This is a genomic window from Candidatus Poribacteria bacterium, assembly GCA_016866785.1.
Lineage (GTDB): Bacteria > Poribacteria > WGA-4E.
This window is the reverse complement of record VGLH01000011.1, coordinates 1-13,302: the sequence shown is the minus strand read 5'-3', so window position 1 is coordinate 13,302 and position 13,302 is coordinate 1. Positions and strand designations below refer to the sequence as shown.

14 protein-coding genes are annotated in these 13,302 nt (G+C 65.8%); all 14 read left to right on the top strand.

The genetic code is table 11. The annotated features are described in order from the left end of the window. Nucleotides 1-2: 2 nt before the first annotated feature. Entirely contained in the window at nt 3-1,226 is a 1,224-nt protein-coding gene (locus tag FJZ36_02970) for an ammonium transporter (protein MBM3213860.1), read from the top strand. 78 nt (nt 1,227-1,304) lie between these two features. Further along, nucleotides 1,305-1,985, top strand: coding sequence for a 7-carboxy-7-deazaguanine synthase QueE (locus tag FJZ36_02965; GenBank protein ID MBM3213859.1), 681 nt, complete (start codon nt 1,305-1,307; stop codon nt 1,983-1,985). Next, a complete protein-coding gene (queC, locus tag FJZ36_02960) occupies nt 1,975-2,685 on the top strand; it encodes a 7-cyano-7-deazaguanine synthase QueC (protein MBM3213858.1) in 711 nt (236 codons plus the stop codon). The genes FJZ36_02965 and queC overlap by 11 nt, the downstream gene beginning before the upstream one ends. Nucleotides 2,686-2,703: 18 nt before the next feature. Further along, nucleotides 2,704-4,206: a glucose-6-phosphate dehydrogenase gene (gene zwf, locus FJZ36_02955; protein ID MBM3213857.1), complete on the top strand. Its 1,503-nt coding sequence runs from the start codon at nt 2,704-2,706 to the stop codon at nt 4,204-4,206. An 82-nt stretch (nt 4,207-4,288) separates the two neighbouring features. Beyond that, nucleotides 4,289-4,561: a hypothetical protein gene (locus FJZ36_02950; GenBank protein MBM3213856.1), complete on the top strand. Its 273-nt coding sequence runs from the start codon at nt 4,289-4,291 to the stop codon at nt 4,559-4,561. Further along, nucleotides 4,537-4,962, top strand: a complete 426-nt coding sequence (locus FJZ36_02945) for a type II toxin-antitoxin system VapC family toxin (GenBank protein ID MBM3213855.1) — start codon at nt 4,537-4,539, stop codon at nt 4,960-4,962. The genes FJZ36_02950 and FJZ36_02945 overlap by 25 nt, the downstream gene beginning before the upstream one ends. Before the next feature lie 102 nt (nt 4,963-5,064). Then, nucleotides 5,065-6,996 carry a hypothetical protein gene (locus FJZ36_02940; protein MBM3213854.1) on the top strand — a complete coding sequence of 644 codons (1,932 nt, stop codon included), beginning with the start codon at nt 5,065-5,067 and terminating at the stop codon, nt 6,994-6,996. A 150-nt stretch (nt 6,997-7,146) separates the two neighbouring features. After that, nucleotides 7,147-8,517, top strand: a complete 1,371-nt coding sequence (locus FJZ36_02935) for a hypothetical protein (protein MBM3213853.1) — start codon at nt 7,147-7,149, stop codon at nt 8,515-8,517. 145 nt (nt 8,518-8,662) lie between these two features. Next, the gene (locus FJZ36_02930; protein MBM3213852.1) at nt 8,663-9,805 is read left to right on the top strand and encodes an alanine--glyoxylate aminotransferase family protein; all 1,143 of its coding nucleotides are present in this window, start codon (nt 8,663-8,665) and stop codon (nt 9,803-9,805) included. An 18-nt stretch (nt 9,806-9,823) separates the two neighbouring features. Continuing rightward, entirely contained in the window at nt 9,824-10,372 is a 549-nt protein-coding gene (locus FJZ36_02925; protein ID MBM3213851.1) for a hypothetical protein, read from the top strand. 104 nt (nt 10,373-10,476) lie between these two features. Continuing rightward, complete coding sequence (locus FJZ36_02920) at nt 10,477-11,499, top strand: hypothetical protein (GenBank protein MBM3213850.1); 1,023 nt, start codon at nt 10,477-10,479, stop codon at nt 11,497-11,499. Nucleotides 11,500-11,784: 285 nt separating this feature from the next. Beyond that, the gene (locus tag FJZ36_02915; GenBank protein ID MBM3213849.1) at nt 11,785-12,291 is read left to right on the top strand and encodes a transposase; all 507 of its coding nucleotides are present in this window, start codon (nt 11,785-11,787) and stop codon (nt 12,289-12,291) included. Further along, a complete protein-coding gene (locus FJZ36_02910; protein ID MBM3213848.1) occupies nt 12,189-12,731 on the top strand; it encodes an IS5 family transposase in 543 nt (180 codons plus the stop codon). The genes FJZ36_02915 and FJZ36_02910 overlap by 103 nt, the downstream gene beginning before the upstream one ends. An 18-nt stretch (nt 12,732-12,749) precedes the next feature. After that, entirely contained in the window at nt 12,750-13,070 is a 321-nt protein-coding gene (locus FJZ36_02905; protein ID MBM3213847.1) for an MFS transporter, read from the top strand. Nucleotides 13,071-13,302: the final 232 nt, after the last annotated feature.

Here is a 13,302-nt window from a genome sequence, read left to right as displayed (position 1 = left end):
CGATGGGTAACACGGAACTGATCTACGCAGCGTTGGGCGCGACACTGGCAGTCGCCGGAGTCGCCGTCATGGTGGTCGGCTACGCGCGATCCAAGACCGCCGGGCATAGTTCGGTGCTCCTGGCGGTGGTCCTTTGGATCGGCGTTCTGCTCCAGTGGGCGGTCGGAAGCGGGTTCGCATACGGGGATTCCGCGTCGGGGCTCGTCGGCACGACGGGGTTCTTCTCGCTGGGTACCGGTGTCCCGATGGGCTCGGCGTCGGCGTGGTGGTTCTACACGATGCTCGCCGTGTTCGCCGGGACCGTCGCCGTGTCGGGAATGCTGGGCAGGACGCGGTTCGGCGCGTCGATGATCGTCATTCTGGTGACGATGGGCGTCATCGTGCCGGTCGTCCAGCACTGGGTCTGGCATCCGAACGGATGGCTGCACTCGCTGGGGTTCCGCGACTTCGGCGGGGCGGCGGCGATCCACATCCTTGGCGGGGCGGCGGCTCTGGGGGCGACTCGCGCCGTTGGTCCGAGGATCGGGCGCTACTCGCGCGAGGGGCTGCCGAACGCGCTGCCGGCGCACAATCTGCCCATGAGCGCCGTCGGGTTCTGGCTCCTGACGATCGGATGGCTCGGGCTCCTGATGGGCAGGGGGACGCAGGTGAGCAACATCGTCGGCGTTCCGACGCCTCCGCTCGCCGAGATCGCCGTCGTGGCTCTGCTGGGACAGTCGGCGGGGGCGTTGGCGGCGATGTCGTTCGCGTGGGGGCGGTTCGGGAAGCCGGACGTCGCGCTCATCCTGAACGGCGCGGTCGCCGGGACGGTCGCGGTCGTCGCGGCGGCGGATCGGCTGAATCCATTGGCTGGCGTCATCGTCGGGGGGGTCGGCGGGTTCCTGTCGGTGTTGGGAACGCAGTGGAGCGACCGGCTGCAGCTTGACGACGTGGGCGGCGTCGTGCCGGTTCACGGGCTGGCGGGCGTCTGGGGATGCCTCGTGGCAGGACTGCTCGTTCCGAGTGAAGGGCTCTTGATGGGCGGGGGGTCGCGCTTGCTGGTCGCGCAGGTGATCGGCATCGCGGCTGTCGCCGCTGCTGGAGCCGGCGCGATGTGGCTCACCTGCACGATCCTGTCGCGATTCGCTGGGCTTCGAGTCTCCCGCGACGACGAGCTGGAAGGGCTGGATCACGTGGAGCACTCCAACGAGGCATACCCGGACTTCCAGCGCGCCGAGTTCAAGTAACGCGCCCTCCGCGTGCGGATGAGCGCGCGTCCCGATCATGAGCGTCGAACCGATCGGGTGGTTCACGGAAGCCGTCCGATGAAGTACAGCGAGCTCTTCCACTCGATCCAGGGCGAGGGAACCCTCGTCGGCGTTCCCAGCGTCTTCTTCCGCACGAGCTTCTGTAACCTCCGCTGCATCTGGTGCGACACGCCCTACACGAGTTGGGAGCCGGAGGATCGCGATATCGCCGTCGAAGAGGCGTTCGAGCGGATCGCGTCCTACGGCTGCCGACATGTCGTCATCACAGGCGGGGAGCCGTTCATCCAGGCGAGGGAACTGGCAGGGCTCTGCGGTCTGCTCGACGAAGGCGGCTACCACACGACGGTCGAGACGAACGCGACCGTCTTCGCGCCGGTGCGGGCGCAACTCATCTCGATGAGCCCCAAGCTCGCCAACTCGAATCCCACGAGCGACCGCCGAGCGTTGGCGATGCACGAGCCGCATCGGTACGCGCCTGACGTCATCCGCGCGTTCGCGGCGCGGCATGCCTGCCAGGTCAAGTTCGTCGTGTGCGAACCGTCGGACATGGATGAGATCGACGCCATCGTCCGCGAGTGTGAGCTCGCTCCGAGCTCGGTCGTGCTCATGCCGGAGGGCAGAACGCCAGACGAGACCCGCACTCGCACGGCGTGGCTTGCGGAGGCGTGCGTCGAGCGAGGCTATCGGCTCTCTCCGAGGCTCCACATCGACATCTGGGGGACCAAGCGTGGCGTCTGACCGTCCGCCTGCCATCGTGCTCCTGAGCGGCGGGATCGACTCGGCGACGGCTCTCGCCATCGCGGTGGACGACGGTTTCGACGCTTACGCGCTGAGCTTCGACTACGGACAGCGCCACCGCCACGAGCTCGACGCTGCCCATCGCATCGCTGCCGCGCTCGGCGCCGTCGAGCACCGCACGGCGCGGATCGACCTGCGAGCGTTCGGAGGCTCCGCCCTGACCGACGACATCGCCGTGCCCAAGGGCAGAGATGCTGGCGACATCGGCGAGGGAATCCCCATCACCTACGTGCCTGCGCGGAACACGATCTTCCTCGCGTTCGCGCTCGCCTACGCCGAGGTGCGGGGCGCGAGCGACCTGTTCATCGGCGTCAACGCGCTCGACTACTCAGGCTACCCCGACTGCCGCCCGGAGTTCATCGAGGCGTTCGAGCGCATGGCGAACCTGGCGACGAAGGCGGGCGTCGAGGGAACGACGCGAATCCGGGTCCGCACGCCCCTCATCGCGCTGACGAAAGCCGAGATCATCCGCCGGGGAGCCGCCCTGGGCGTGGACTACGCGCTGACCCACTCGTGCTACGACCCGTCCGACGACGGAGCCGCTTGCGGCGCGTGCGACTCCTGCCTGCTGCGTGCCAAGGGGTTCCGCGAGGCGGGCATCCCCGACCCGACACACTACGCCACCGTATCCGCACGCTGACCATCGAACGGAAGGCGCATGGATTTCACCGTCACGACAGGCGCGACGCAGCCGGAACCGCCGAAGGTTCCGTGTGCGCTGGTCATCTTCGGCGTCGCGGGGGATCTCTCGCGCCGGAAGCTGCTTCCGTCGCTGTTCCAGCTTTGGCGGCAGGGGCACCTCCATCCGGCAACGTCCATCGTCGGCGTCGCTAGGCGTGAATGGGGTGACGACGCGTTCCGCGATGAAGTGCGCGAATGCCTGTCCGAGTTTGCCGCAGGCTTCGAGGTCGGTTCCGATGAATGGGCGTCCTTCGCCGCGCGGCTCTTCTTCGTCGCCCTCGACCTGGAAGACGCCCAGGGGTTCCACCGCTTGGCGAGCCGGCTTGCGGCGCTGAGTACTGACGGGCAGCGGTATGTCTTCTATCTCTCGACGCCGCCGGATGCCATCGCGACCGTCGTCGATCACATAGAATCGGCGGGGCTGGCATCGTCGCCGGAGCCGGGGTGGCATCGGATCGTCGTCGAGAAGCCCTTCGGGCACGACTTGGCGAGCTCCCAGGCGCTGAACGCGCGGCTCCTACGTGCCTTCCGCGAGGAACGGGTCTATCGGATCGATCATTACCTTGGCAAAGAGAGCGTCCAGAATCTGCTCGTCTTCCGATTCGGGAACACGATCTACGAGTCCATCTGGAACCGGCGGTACGTCGATCACGTCCAGATCACCGTCGCGGAGACGCTGGGCGTCGAGACTCGGGGCCCGTTCTACGAATCGACCGGCGCTCTGCGCGACATTGTCCAGAACCACGTCATCCAGTTGATGGCGACAGTGGCGATGGAGCCGCCCTCGTCGCTCGACGCGCGCCATGTGCGGCTGGAGAAGGTCAAAGTCGCCGAGGCGCTGCGTCCCATCGCGGCAGAGGACATCCTGCGGGGCCAGTACATCGCTGGCGAGCATGGCGAGGCGCCCGTGCCGGGATACCGCGAGGAGAGCCGCGTCGCGCCGACCTCAACGACGGAGACATACGTCGCCGGCAAACTCTTCATCGACACGTGGCGATGGAGTGGCGTGCCGTTCTACTTTCGAACCGGCAAGCGGCTGCCCAAGCGCGTCACCGAAGTCGCCATCCACTTCAAGGAGCCGCCTCTCGCCCTGTTCCGCGACTGCCAGGGAACGCCCTGCCGGAACGTCCTGGCGATCCGCATCCAGCCCAACGAGGGCATCGCCCTGTCGTTCGCCGCCAAGACGCCCGGCGTGTCGATGGACATCGCGACGGTCGAGATGGATTTCCGCTATGACCGCGCGTTCCGTCAGCCGTTGTCGGATGCCTACGAGACGCTGCTCCTCGACGTCATCCAGGGCGACTCGATGCTTTTCGCCCCGGCGGAGATGCACGACGCCGCGTGGCGTGTTCTGACACCCGTCCTGACGGCGTGGGCGGCGTCGTCAGCCGGACTGGCGTTCTACCGGGCTGGTACGTGGGGACCCGCCGAGGCGGACGAGCTCCTGATCCGCGACGGCAGGGAGTGGCACTCCCTCTGACGCGCGTCGCGATTGCCGATCGCCGCGTCGACGGGTACGATGTCATACAGTAAGTCATCGTTCGCTGCCGCAGGAGATCGCCATGTCGGAAGGAACGGTGCGCACGACCGTCGTACTGCCCGTTGAGACGTTGGAGCGGCTGAAGCGGTTGGTGTCGCCGCGTAAGCGCAGCGCGTTCATCGCCGATGCGGTTCAGGAGAGGCTCGCCGTGCTCGATTTCCACGAAGCGTTGGACGAGTGCGCGGGCGCGTGGACGGACGAAAACCATCCCGACCTGAACACGGCTGAGGATATGGAGCGCTACCTCCGAGAGCTTCGCGACGCCCAAGGCTGGCACGGGATTCGGGAGAAGTGACCCATACGAGGACGCACTATCTCTTCGATTCGGACGTTCTGATTTGGGCGCTTCGGAACCATGCACCGACTGTCGAGCTCTTGCGCTCCCTTGTCACCGATGCGAGGCCCGTCTGTTCTGCCTTTACGGTCTTCGAGGTGTGGGCTGGCGCGAGAGCGGGCGAGGAACCCAAGACTCGTCGCTTCTTCGAGCCGTTCCGCGTGCTGCCGGTCAGCCGTCCAGTCGCTGAGGTAGCCGCTCTTTATTGGCAGACATTCCACCGACAAGGTCAAACGCCTGGCAAGGTCGACATGCTGCTGGCGGCAACGGCACGCATCCACGGGCTAACGCTCATCACCTACAACCGCCGCCACTTCCCGATGAACGACATCGCGATCTTCGAGGACATGCCCGCCATCTGACCCACCGGCACGTCGCCCCAGCCTTCCGGCTCCTGACCGACTCCGATAGAATGGCATCCGCCGACCCGCCGGGGAGACCACGCCACCGACGACGCAGGGTCCATGAAAGCACGACAACGCTCCAGCGTCTCCATCAGGACGATTCTCATCGGCGTCTTGCTGATCCCGCCCAACGCCTTCTGGCTCATGCAGATGGAGCTGATCTATGGCGGGACCTTCCCGTCGACGATCCCGCTCCTATCCACGGTCGTCTTCAGCGTCCTGACGCTCGTCGGACTGGGCGCATGCCTGCGCTGGGTCGCGCCCACAGCGTCGCTCCAACAGGGCGAGCTCCTGACGATCTACTCGATGCTCGCCGTCGCCACGGCGCTGCTGGGAACCGACGTTCTTCAGACCCTCGTCCACATCATCGCGACGCCGTTCTGGTACGCGACACCTGAAAACGAGTGGGCGGAGCTCTTCGGCTCGGAGATGCCCGCGTGGCTCACCGTGCGCGATATGGGCATCCTGAGCGGGTTCTTCATGGGCGAGTCGTCGCTCTACCTGAAGGCGCACCTGCTGGCGTGGCTGGGACCTGCGCTCTACTGGCTTGGGTTCGTACTCGTCTTCGTGTTCGTGATGGTCTGCCTGAACGTCATCGTCCGGAAGCGATGGACGGATCACGAACGCCTCGCCTACCCGATCGTCGAGCTCCCGTACGAGATGACCCGCGATCTGACCGGTACGAGCGTCCTGCGGAACCGGCTTCTCTGGGCGGGATTCGCGCTCGCGGGCGGCATCGACTTGTGGAACGGTGTCAACTACCTTTATCCGGCAGTGCCGTTCATCCCGGTCAAGGCGACCAACATCGGCGGCATCTTCACGGAGCGTCCGTTCAACGCGATTGGCTGGATGCCCATCACGTTCTACCCCTTCGCGTTCGGCATGGGGTTCATCATGCCGCTGGCGCTCTGCTTCTCGTGCTGGTTCTTCTACCTGTTCTGGCGGATCGAGCGCGTGTTCGGGACGGCGGTCGGATGGTCCACGGTTCCCGGGTTCCCGTTCCAGGCGGAACAGATATCGGGCGTGTGGCTGGCGCTGCTGGGCTTCGCGTTGTGGGAGGGAAGGCGCTACTTCGCGGACGTCACACGTCGCGCCCTGAACCGTCCGTCGGAGCTGGACGATTCGCAGGAACCGATGCGCTATCGCGCCGCCGCGTGGGGAGTGGTCGTCGGCACGGCGCTCATCGTCATCTTCTGCCACCGCGCCGGGATGTCCGTCTGGGTCGCGTTCAGCTACTTCTTTATCTACTTCGCCATGTCGTTGACGATCTCGCGCATCCGGGCGGAGCTGGGTCCCCCCGTGCAGAACCTGCGCGACGCCGGTCCCGACTCGATCCTGACGAACCTGCTGGGATCGCGGGCGTTCACCAAACGCGACCTGTCGGTCATGTCGATGTTCTTCTGGATCAACGGCGAGGCGTACCGCAGCCATCCGATGCCGCACCAACTTGAGGGGTTCCGGCTGGCGGAACGCGCTGGCATGAGCAGTCGGCGGCTCATCGTGGCGATGATGGTCGCGTCGGGGATCGCCGTGTTCGCGGCGTTCTGGGGCGTGCTTCACTACGGCTACAAGCTGGGATCGGCGGTCAGTTTCTGGGGCCCGGCGGCGACCTACTTCCCGCTGGCTCCGTACCGCCGATTGGCGGGCTGGCTCGTGAACCCGACCGAGCCGCACGGCTTGGCGGTCGCCATCACGGGCGGATCGCTCGCCGCGACGCTGGGAATGCTCATCCTGCGGACGCGCGTCCTGTGGTGGTCCCTCCACCCGATCGGGCTCGCCATCTCGCACGCGTGGGGGATGAACTGGTACTGGTTCCCGCTGCTCATCAGTTGGGCGATTAAGCGAACGCTGCTGAACCACGGCGGCGTGCGCGCGTATCGGAAGGCGCTGCCGTTCTTCTTCGGGCTGATCCTCGGCGAGTTCATCGTCGGGAACCTTTGGAGCCTGCTCGGGATCGCGCTGGGACGCCGCCTCTACGCGTTCTGGGTGTAGCCGCGCGCGGTCGTACGCCGTGACGCAGACCCCTCACCCCAGCCCCCACCCACGATGGGGAGAGGGAGCTACGGATCCCTTCTCCCCTTGTGGGAAAAGGTCAGGATGAGGGGTGGAACCGCAGACCGACAACCGCTTGGAGGACGAACAATGCTCACGTCGCTGCTCGTTGCCGCCGCGCTGCCAGCCGCCGCGCCGATCTCGCTGCACCCGGACAACCCGCGCTACTTCCTCTTTCGGGGCGCTCCGACGGTTCTCATCACGTCGGCGGAGCACTACGGAGCCGTCCTGAACCTCGACTTCCAGGCGGAACCCTATCTGGATGAGCTCGCCGCCGACGGGTTCAACCTGACCCGCGTCTTCGGCGGCTCCTACGTCGAGCACTACGGCGCGTTCAACATCACCCAGAACACGCTCGCTCCGGCTCCGGGACGGTTCATCTGCCCCTGGGCGCGGAGCGATCAACCCGGATATGCCGCCGAAGGGAACCGGTTCGACCTCACCAAGTGGGACGAGGACTACTTCGCGCGTCTGCGCCGGTTCTGCGAGTTGGCGAGCGAGCGAGGCATCGTCGTCGAGGTCGTGCTCTTCTGCCCCTTCTACGGCGACGAGCAATGGAACCTGAGCCCGATGAAGGCGTCCAACAACGTCAACGGCATCGGCGACATGGGGCGCGAGGAGCCCTACACGATGAAGGACGCGGCGCTCCTCGCCGTCCAGGACGCGATGACCGTGCGCGTCGTCCAGTCGCTCCGCGACTTCGACAACGTCTACTTCGAGATCTGCAACGAGCCGTACTTCGGCGGCGTCACACTCGAATGGCAGGCGCACATTGCGTCCGTCATCGACGGGGCGGAGCGCGGCATGGCGGCGAAGCACCTGATCGCCCAGAACATCGCCAACGGCTCCGCGAAGGTGGATAACCCCGATCCGCTGGTTTCGCTCCTCAACTTCCACTACGCCAGCCCTCCGACCGCCGTCGCGGAGAACGCGCACCTCGGGCGCGCCATCGGGTTCGATGAAACGGGCTTCCGGGGAACCGCCGACCTACCCTACCGCAAGGATGGATGGCACTTCATCCTCGCTGGCGGGGGGTTGTACAACCATCTCGACTACTCGTTCACCGCGCAGCATCCCGACGGCACGTACCAGTTCCCGGAGAAGCAACCTGGCGGCGGCGGGAAGACGCTCCGAGCGGCTCTGCGCGTCCTGCGCGACTTCGTCAACGGGTTCGACTTCGTGCGGATGGAGCCGTCGAACGAGATCGTTGGCGGCGTCCCCGAAGGCGTCGTCGTGCGCGTCTTGGCGCAGCAGGGAGCCGCCTACGCCGTCTACGTCGATGGGAAGGCTCCGGGCGGGTTCACGCTCGACCTTCCGAAGGGAACCTATCGCGTCGAGTGGGTCGATGTGATGACCGGCTCCGTCGCTGCCTCGCATCGGGTGGAACACGGCGGCGGGGCATGCCGCGTCAAGCCGCCGGCTTATTCGGACGATATCGCGCTCCGCGTCGTTCGCGATTGACCAGAGGGGCTCCGATCTGCGCCGGCATGGCGACAGGGCGAGGGCGCGGCACGGGTCTGTGGCAGTACGGTCGCAGCCTTGACCCTTCGACCGACGGAGTGGTACCGTTCCGTCACACGACCAGCCTGCAAGGAGACCCCCGACCTTGATGAAGCGGCGGCTCTACACGCCCGGTCCCACGCCGATACCGCCCGAAGCGGTGCTCGCCATGGCGCAGCCCATCGAGTATCACCGCTCGCAGGAGTTCCGCGCTTTGGTGCGGCGCGTGCGCGAGAACCTGCGCTACGTCTGGTGCACGGAATCCGAAGTCGCCATTCTCGCGGCGTCTGGGACGGGCGCGATGGAGTTCGCCATCGTCAACCTATTCTCGCCGGGCGATACGGTCGCGGGCATCCGGGGTGGGAAGTTCGGGGAACGCTGGGGCGACATCGCGACGGCGTACGGCTTGGCGTACGTGCCCATCGACGTCGAGTGGGGAACCAGCCCGGACGCTGAGGAGGTCGCATCGGTGCTGGACGCTCATCCGGGCGCCAAAGCCCTGCTAACGACGCTCTGCGAGACCTCGACCGGTGCACTCCAGGACATCTGCGCATACAGCGACGTGACTCAAGAGCGCGGGACGCTCCTCGTCGTGGATGCCGTCAGCGCTTTGGGCGCGGACGAGATCCGCATGGACGCTTGGGGAGTCGATGCCCTCGTGTCGTGTTCCCAGAAGGGCTTGATGACACCGCCGGGACTCGCCTTCTGCGCGCTGAGCGAACGAGCGCGGCAGGCGAGCGAACGCTCGACGCTGCCCAAGCACTATTTCTCCTACGCCAAGGCGCTGAAGAACCAAGCCAAGGACGAAACGCCCTTTACGCCGGCGATCTCGCTCCTCTATGGTCTCGACGCGGCGCTGACCGCCATGCGCGAAGAAGGCATCGAGAACGTCTGGGCGCGGCATGCACGACTTGCCCACGCGACGCGCGCCGGAGCGAAGGCGCTCGGACTGCCGCTCTTCGCGGCGCATCCGGCGAACGCGCTGACATCCATCCGATTGCCCGACGACTGCGATGGCGCGGCTCTAGTGCGGCACATCCGCAACGCGCATGGAGCCATCTTCGCGGGCGGGCAGGAGCATCTCGCAGGCAGGATCGTGCGGATCGCGCATCTGGGCTGGATGGACAACTACGATGTGCTGACCGCTCTGGGCGCTCTCGAGTGCGGGATGCGCGACGTCGGGATGGATATCCGCCTGGGCGCAGGAGTGGCCGCAGTCCTCGAGGCGCTCAGCCAGCCTCCCGTCTAGCGGCGACGGAGCCCCGCGATGGCGCAATGGGCGCTCGGAATCGCGATTGCCGCGTTCGTTCTCGCCGCCGCGCGGTGGATCGCTGATCTCATCGCTGGCACGGTTCCCTTCCGACCACGCCGCGAACGCCATGAGGGCGTCCACCTCCGCGTCGAGCTCCTCGCCAGCGGGACCAACTGCTTCATCATCCGGGGCGGTTCGACCCTCCTGTTCGTCTCGCTGCGTGTCTACAACGAGAGCCCGCAGCGCCCGGCGACGCTGTCGCGGATCGACATGCGACTCCGCCACGGGCGGCGGTGGATGGTCGCTTCGCCCTATCCGGCAGCGGAAGCCGACATCTTCGCCAGCCTCGTCCGCAACGGGCTCCCGGCGGACGTGCCGCCGTCGTCCCACCTCGACTTCTACGAGGTGTATCAAGTTCCCGATCTGATGCCGCAGACATCCATCCCCATCCGCGTCACGGCTTCCGACTACACCGGCTCGCGCGGCGTGACCTTCGACCGCCTCTCGTTGCGGCTGGACACGCGCCCACCCCTCGACATCCTGTTCCAGACGCTCGATATTTAGCTGCTGCCGGGTCGCACAGGAGCCCGTCGTCGTAAGTGTGGTAGGATGCCGCCGGACGTCAGCGGTGGGTGACGGAGAACGCCTCGATCCCCAAGGAGCTACCCATGACCCCACGCGAAGCCGTCCTGGCTCAGATCGCGCATCAGGAGACGCGACCAGTTCCCTACACGTTCGGATGCGAAGACCCGGAGCTCACGGAGCGGCTCGTCGCGCACTACGGAGCCGAACGCTGGCGGAGCCTCTTCACGCCCTACATCGTCCACGTCGGCGGGATCGACGCAGCGCTTCACCAGCCGAACACGGTCCCGTTCGCGCGCGACGGCTTCGGTTCCCTCTGGCGCATGGATCGGCGGCCGTGGCACTTGCAGGAACCGGCTCTCAAGGAGCCGAGCTTCGAGGGCTACGACTTCCCAACGGCCGACCGATTCGTGAACCCCGGCTTGAGAGACGGAGCCGCCAAGGCGATGGCGGCGCATCCCGACTCGTTCAGCATCATTGGCTTGGGCTGGGGCTTGTTCGAGCTGACGTGGCGCATACGCGGCTTCGAGAACGCGCTCATCGACGCCGCGACGGAACCGGACTTCTACGCGGAGCTCCTCGACCGGCTCACCGACCTGCGGCTCTCGATGGTCGCCCAGTGCGCCGATGTTCCCGCCGACGCGATCTTCTTCGGCGACGACTGGGGCGATCAGCGGGGCGTCATCCTCGGACCCGACCGCTGGCGGCGGTTCCTCAAACCCCGCTGGGCGAAGGTGATCGACGCCGTCCACGCCCAGGGCAAGATCGCCATGTGCCACTCCTGCGGCAGCATCGTGGACATCCTGCCCGACGTCATTGAGATCGGTCTCGACGTGTTCGAAAGCGTTCAGCCGGAAGCCGAAGGGATGAACCCCTACGAGCTGAAGCGCCAGTACGGCAAGCACATCACCTTCTGGGGATGCCTCGGCAGCCAGAGCACCATCCAGTTCGGGACGCCGCAGGAGATCCACGACGAGGTGCGTCGGCTCGTGCGGGAAGTCGGCGCGGGAGGCGGGTTCATTCTCGCCGCTGCGAAGGCGCTCCAGCCGGGGACGTCGTTCGAGAACGCCGTCGCCGTGGTGGAGGCGTTCACCAACCAAGGGGCATAGGGTCTGCCAACCGGATTCACAGGAAGACCAATCCCACCGTAACCCTCCCCGCTGCCGCGAGGGGAGGGTGTTTCCATTCCCTCTCCGCTTTTGGGAGAAGGCAGGATAAGGGGGTAGAACTAGGACCGATGATGGCAGACACTAGAGACACTAGGATGTGTCTGACAGATCGGATTGCTCCATGGTGGCCAGTCAGCGCCGTTTCCGCTGGCAAACAGCGATCAACCAGCTGAGCACAGAAACTCGCTGGGCGATGCCGCTCTGGAACACGGCAGGCGAAGCTAAGTGTCTATCTCAATCGACGAATGCAGTTATCCGATAGTCTCCTGTGAGTTCGTCGATTCAGAAGTCTATCGCGTGCAAACGACCGACGATGCCAAGCCGGAACCCAAGCCCGAATCGACGATCTGGGCGGTTCCCGACGACGTGTGGGAGATCATCGAGGAGATTCTGAGCCGCGAGTATCCTCGACATCGGCAAGACCGCAAGCGTGTGCCGCTTCGCCCGGTGTTGGACGGGGTTGTCTACAAGCTGCGCACCGGCTGTCAGTGGAATCGGATCCCCAAGGAATACGGCGACGACAGCACGATCCATCGCCATTTCCAGGCGTGGTGCGAGATGGGTATCTTCGATGCCATCTGGCGTCAGCTGCTTCTCCGGTGCGAGGGGTTGGGCGGCATTGACTGGACATGGCAGTCCGCCGATGGGTCGATGGGCAAAGCGATGGGCAAGTCGACCATCTCCGCCGACGCGGTCGGACCCAACCCAACGGATCGCGGAAAAAAGGGGTGAAACGAAGCGTCGCCGTGGAGAGCAACGGTGGCCCGTTGGGTGTGATGATCGCCGGAGCCAACGTCCACGACACCCAGCTGCTCGCGGCAACGTTGGACGCCCTCGTTCTCGCGCCGCCATTTCCGACGGAGGAACAGCCGTTGCACCTGTGTTTGGACAAGGCATACGACAACCCCACGGGAACGCGGGCGCTCGCCGACTTTGGATACGTCGGGCATGTTCGTCGGATCGGCGAGGAGAAGCTCGACGATCACGGGGAGAAGACCCATCCGGCGCGGCGCTGGGTGGTGGAGCGCACGATGGCGTGGTTGGCCAAGTACCGCTCGATTCTGGTGCGCTATGAGGTCAAACCGGAGAACTACCGCGGACTGATGAAGCTCGCCTGCATCCTCATCTGGACGCGCATCTGGCATCGGCTCAAAGCCGAAAACCCCGATTGAGATAGGCTCTTAGCAGCGATGTCGTTTCGGCTCTTCGTCTTCTCATTGACGCCGCCGTGGTATGTCGTGCTGGCGACGCAGGCGCTCCACGCCCTGACGTTCGGCGGAACCCACGTCGCGTCGATGCGGATCATCCACCGGATCACGCCGGAAGCCTTCCGGGCGAGCGGGCAGACGTTCCTGACGGCGTTGGTCGGGCTGGGGGGCGTGCTGGGCGGGGTCTGGGCAGAGACGTATGGTCTGCCGGGGCTGTTCCGCATGCTGGCGATCGTCGGGGCGGCAGCAACGCTGCTGGTGTTCCTCGGCTTCGCGAAGTGGCGTGAGGACGTGGGTGCGTAGACAGCCTCGCGCTGAGGGAGCGACGACCACGCTCAGCCACGACCTCGGACGACCTGGGCTCTTCGCATCGCTCCCCATAGGGCCCAAACACGTTCACGGAGAGATACAAGGACCCGACGGGTCCGCATGCCCGCCGCCATGCCCCCTGCTCGTTCGATCTCCTAGGGTCGAACGAGCATCCTCGTCATCCCTTCGGGAGCACTTTGATTCTGGCGCAACGATCCGTTTTCGG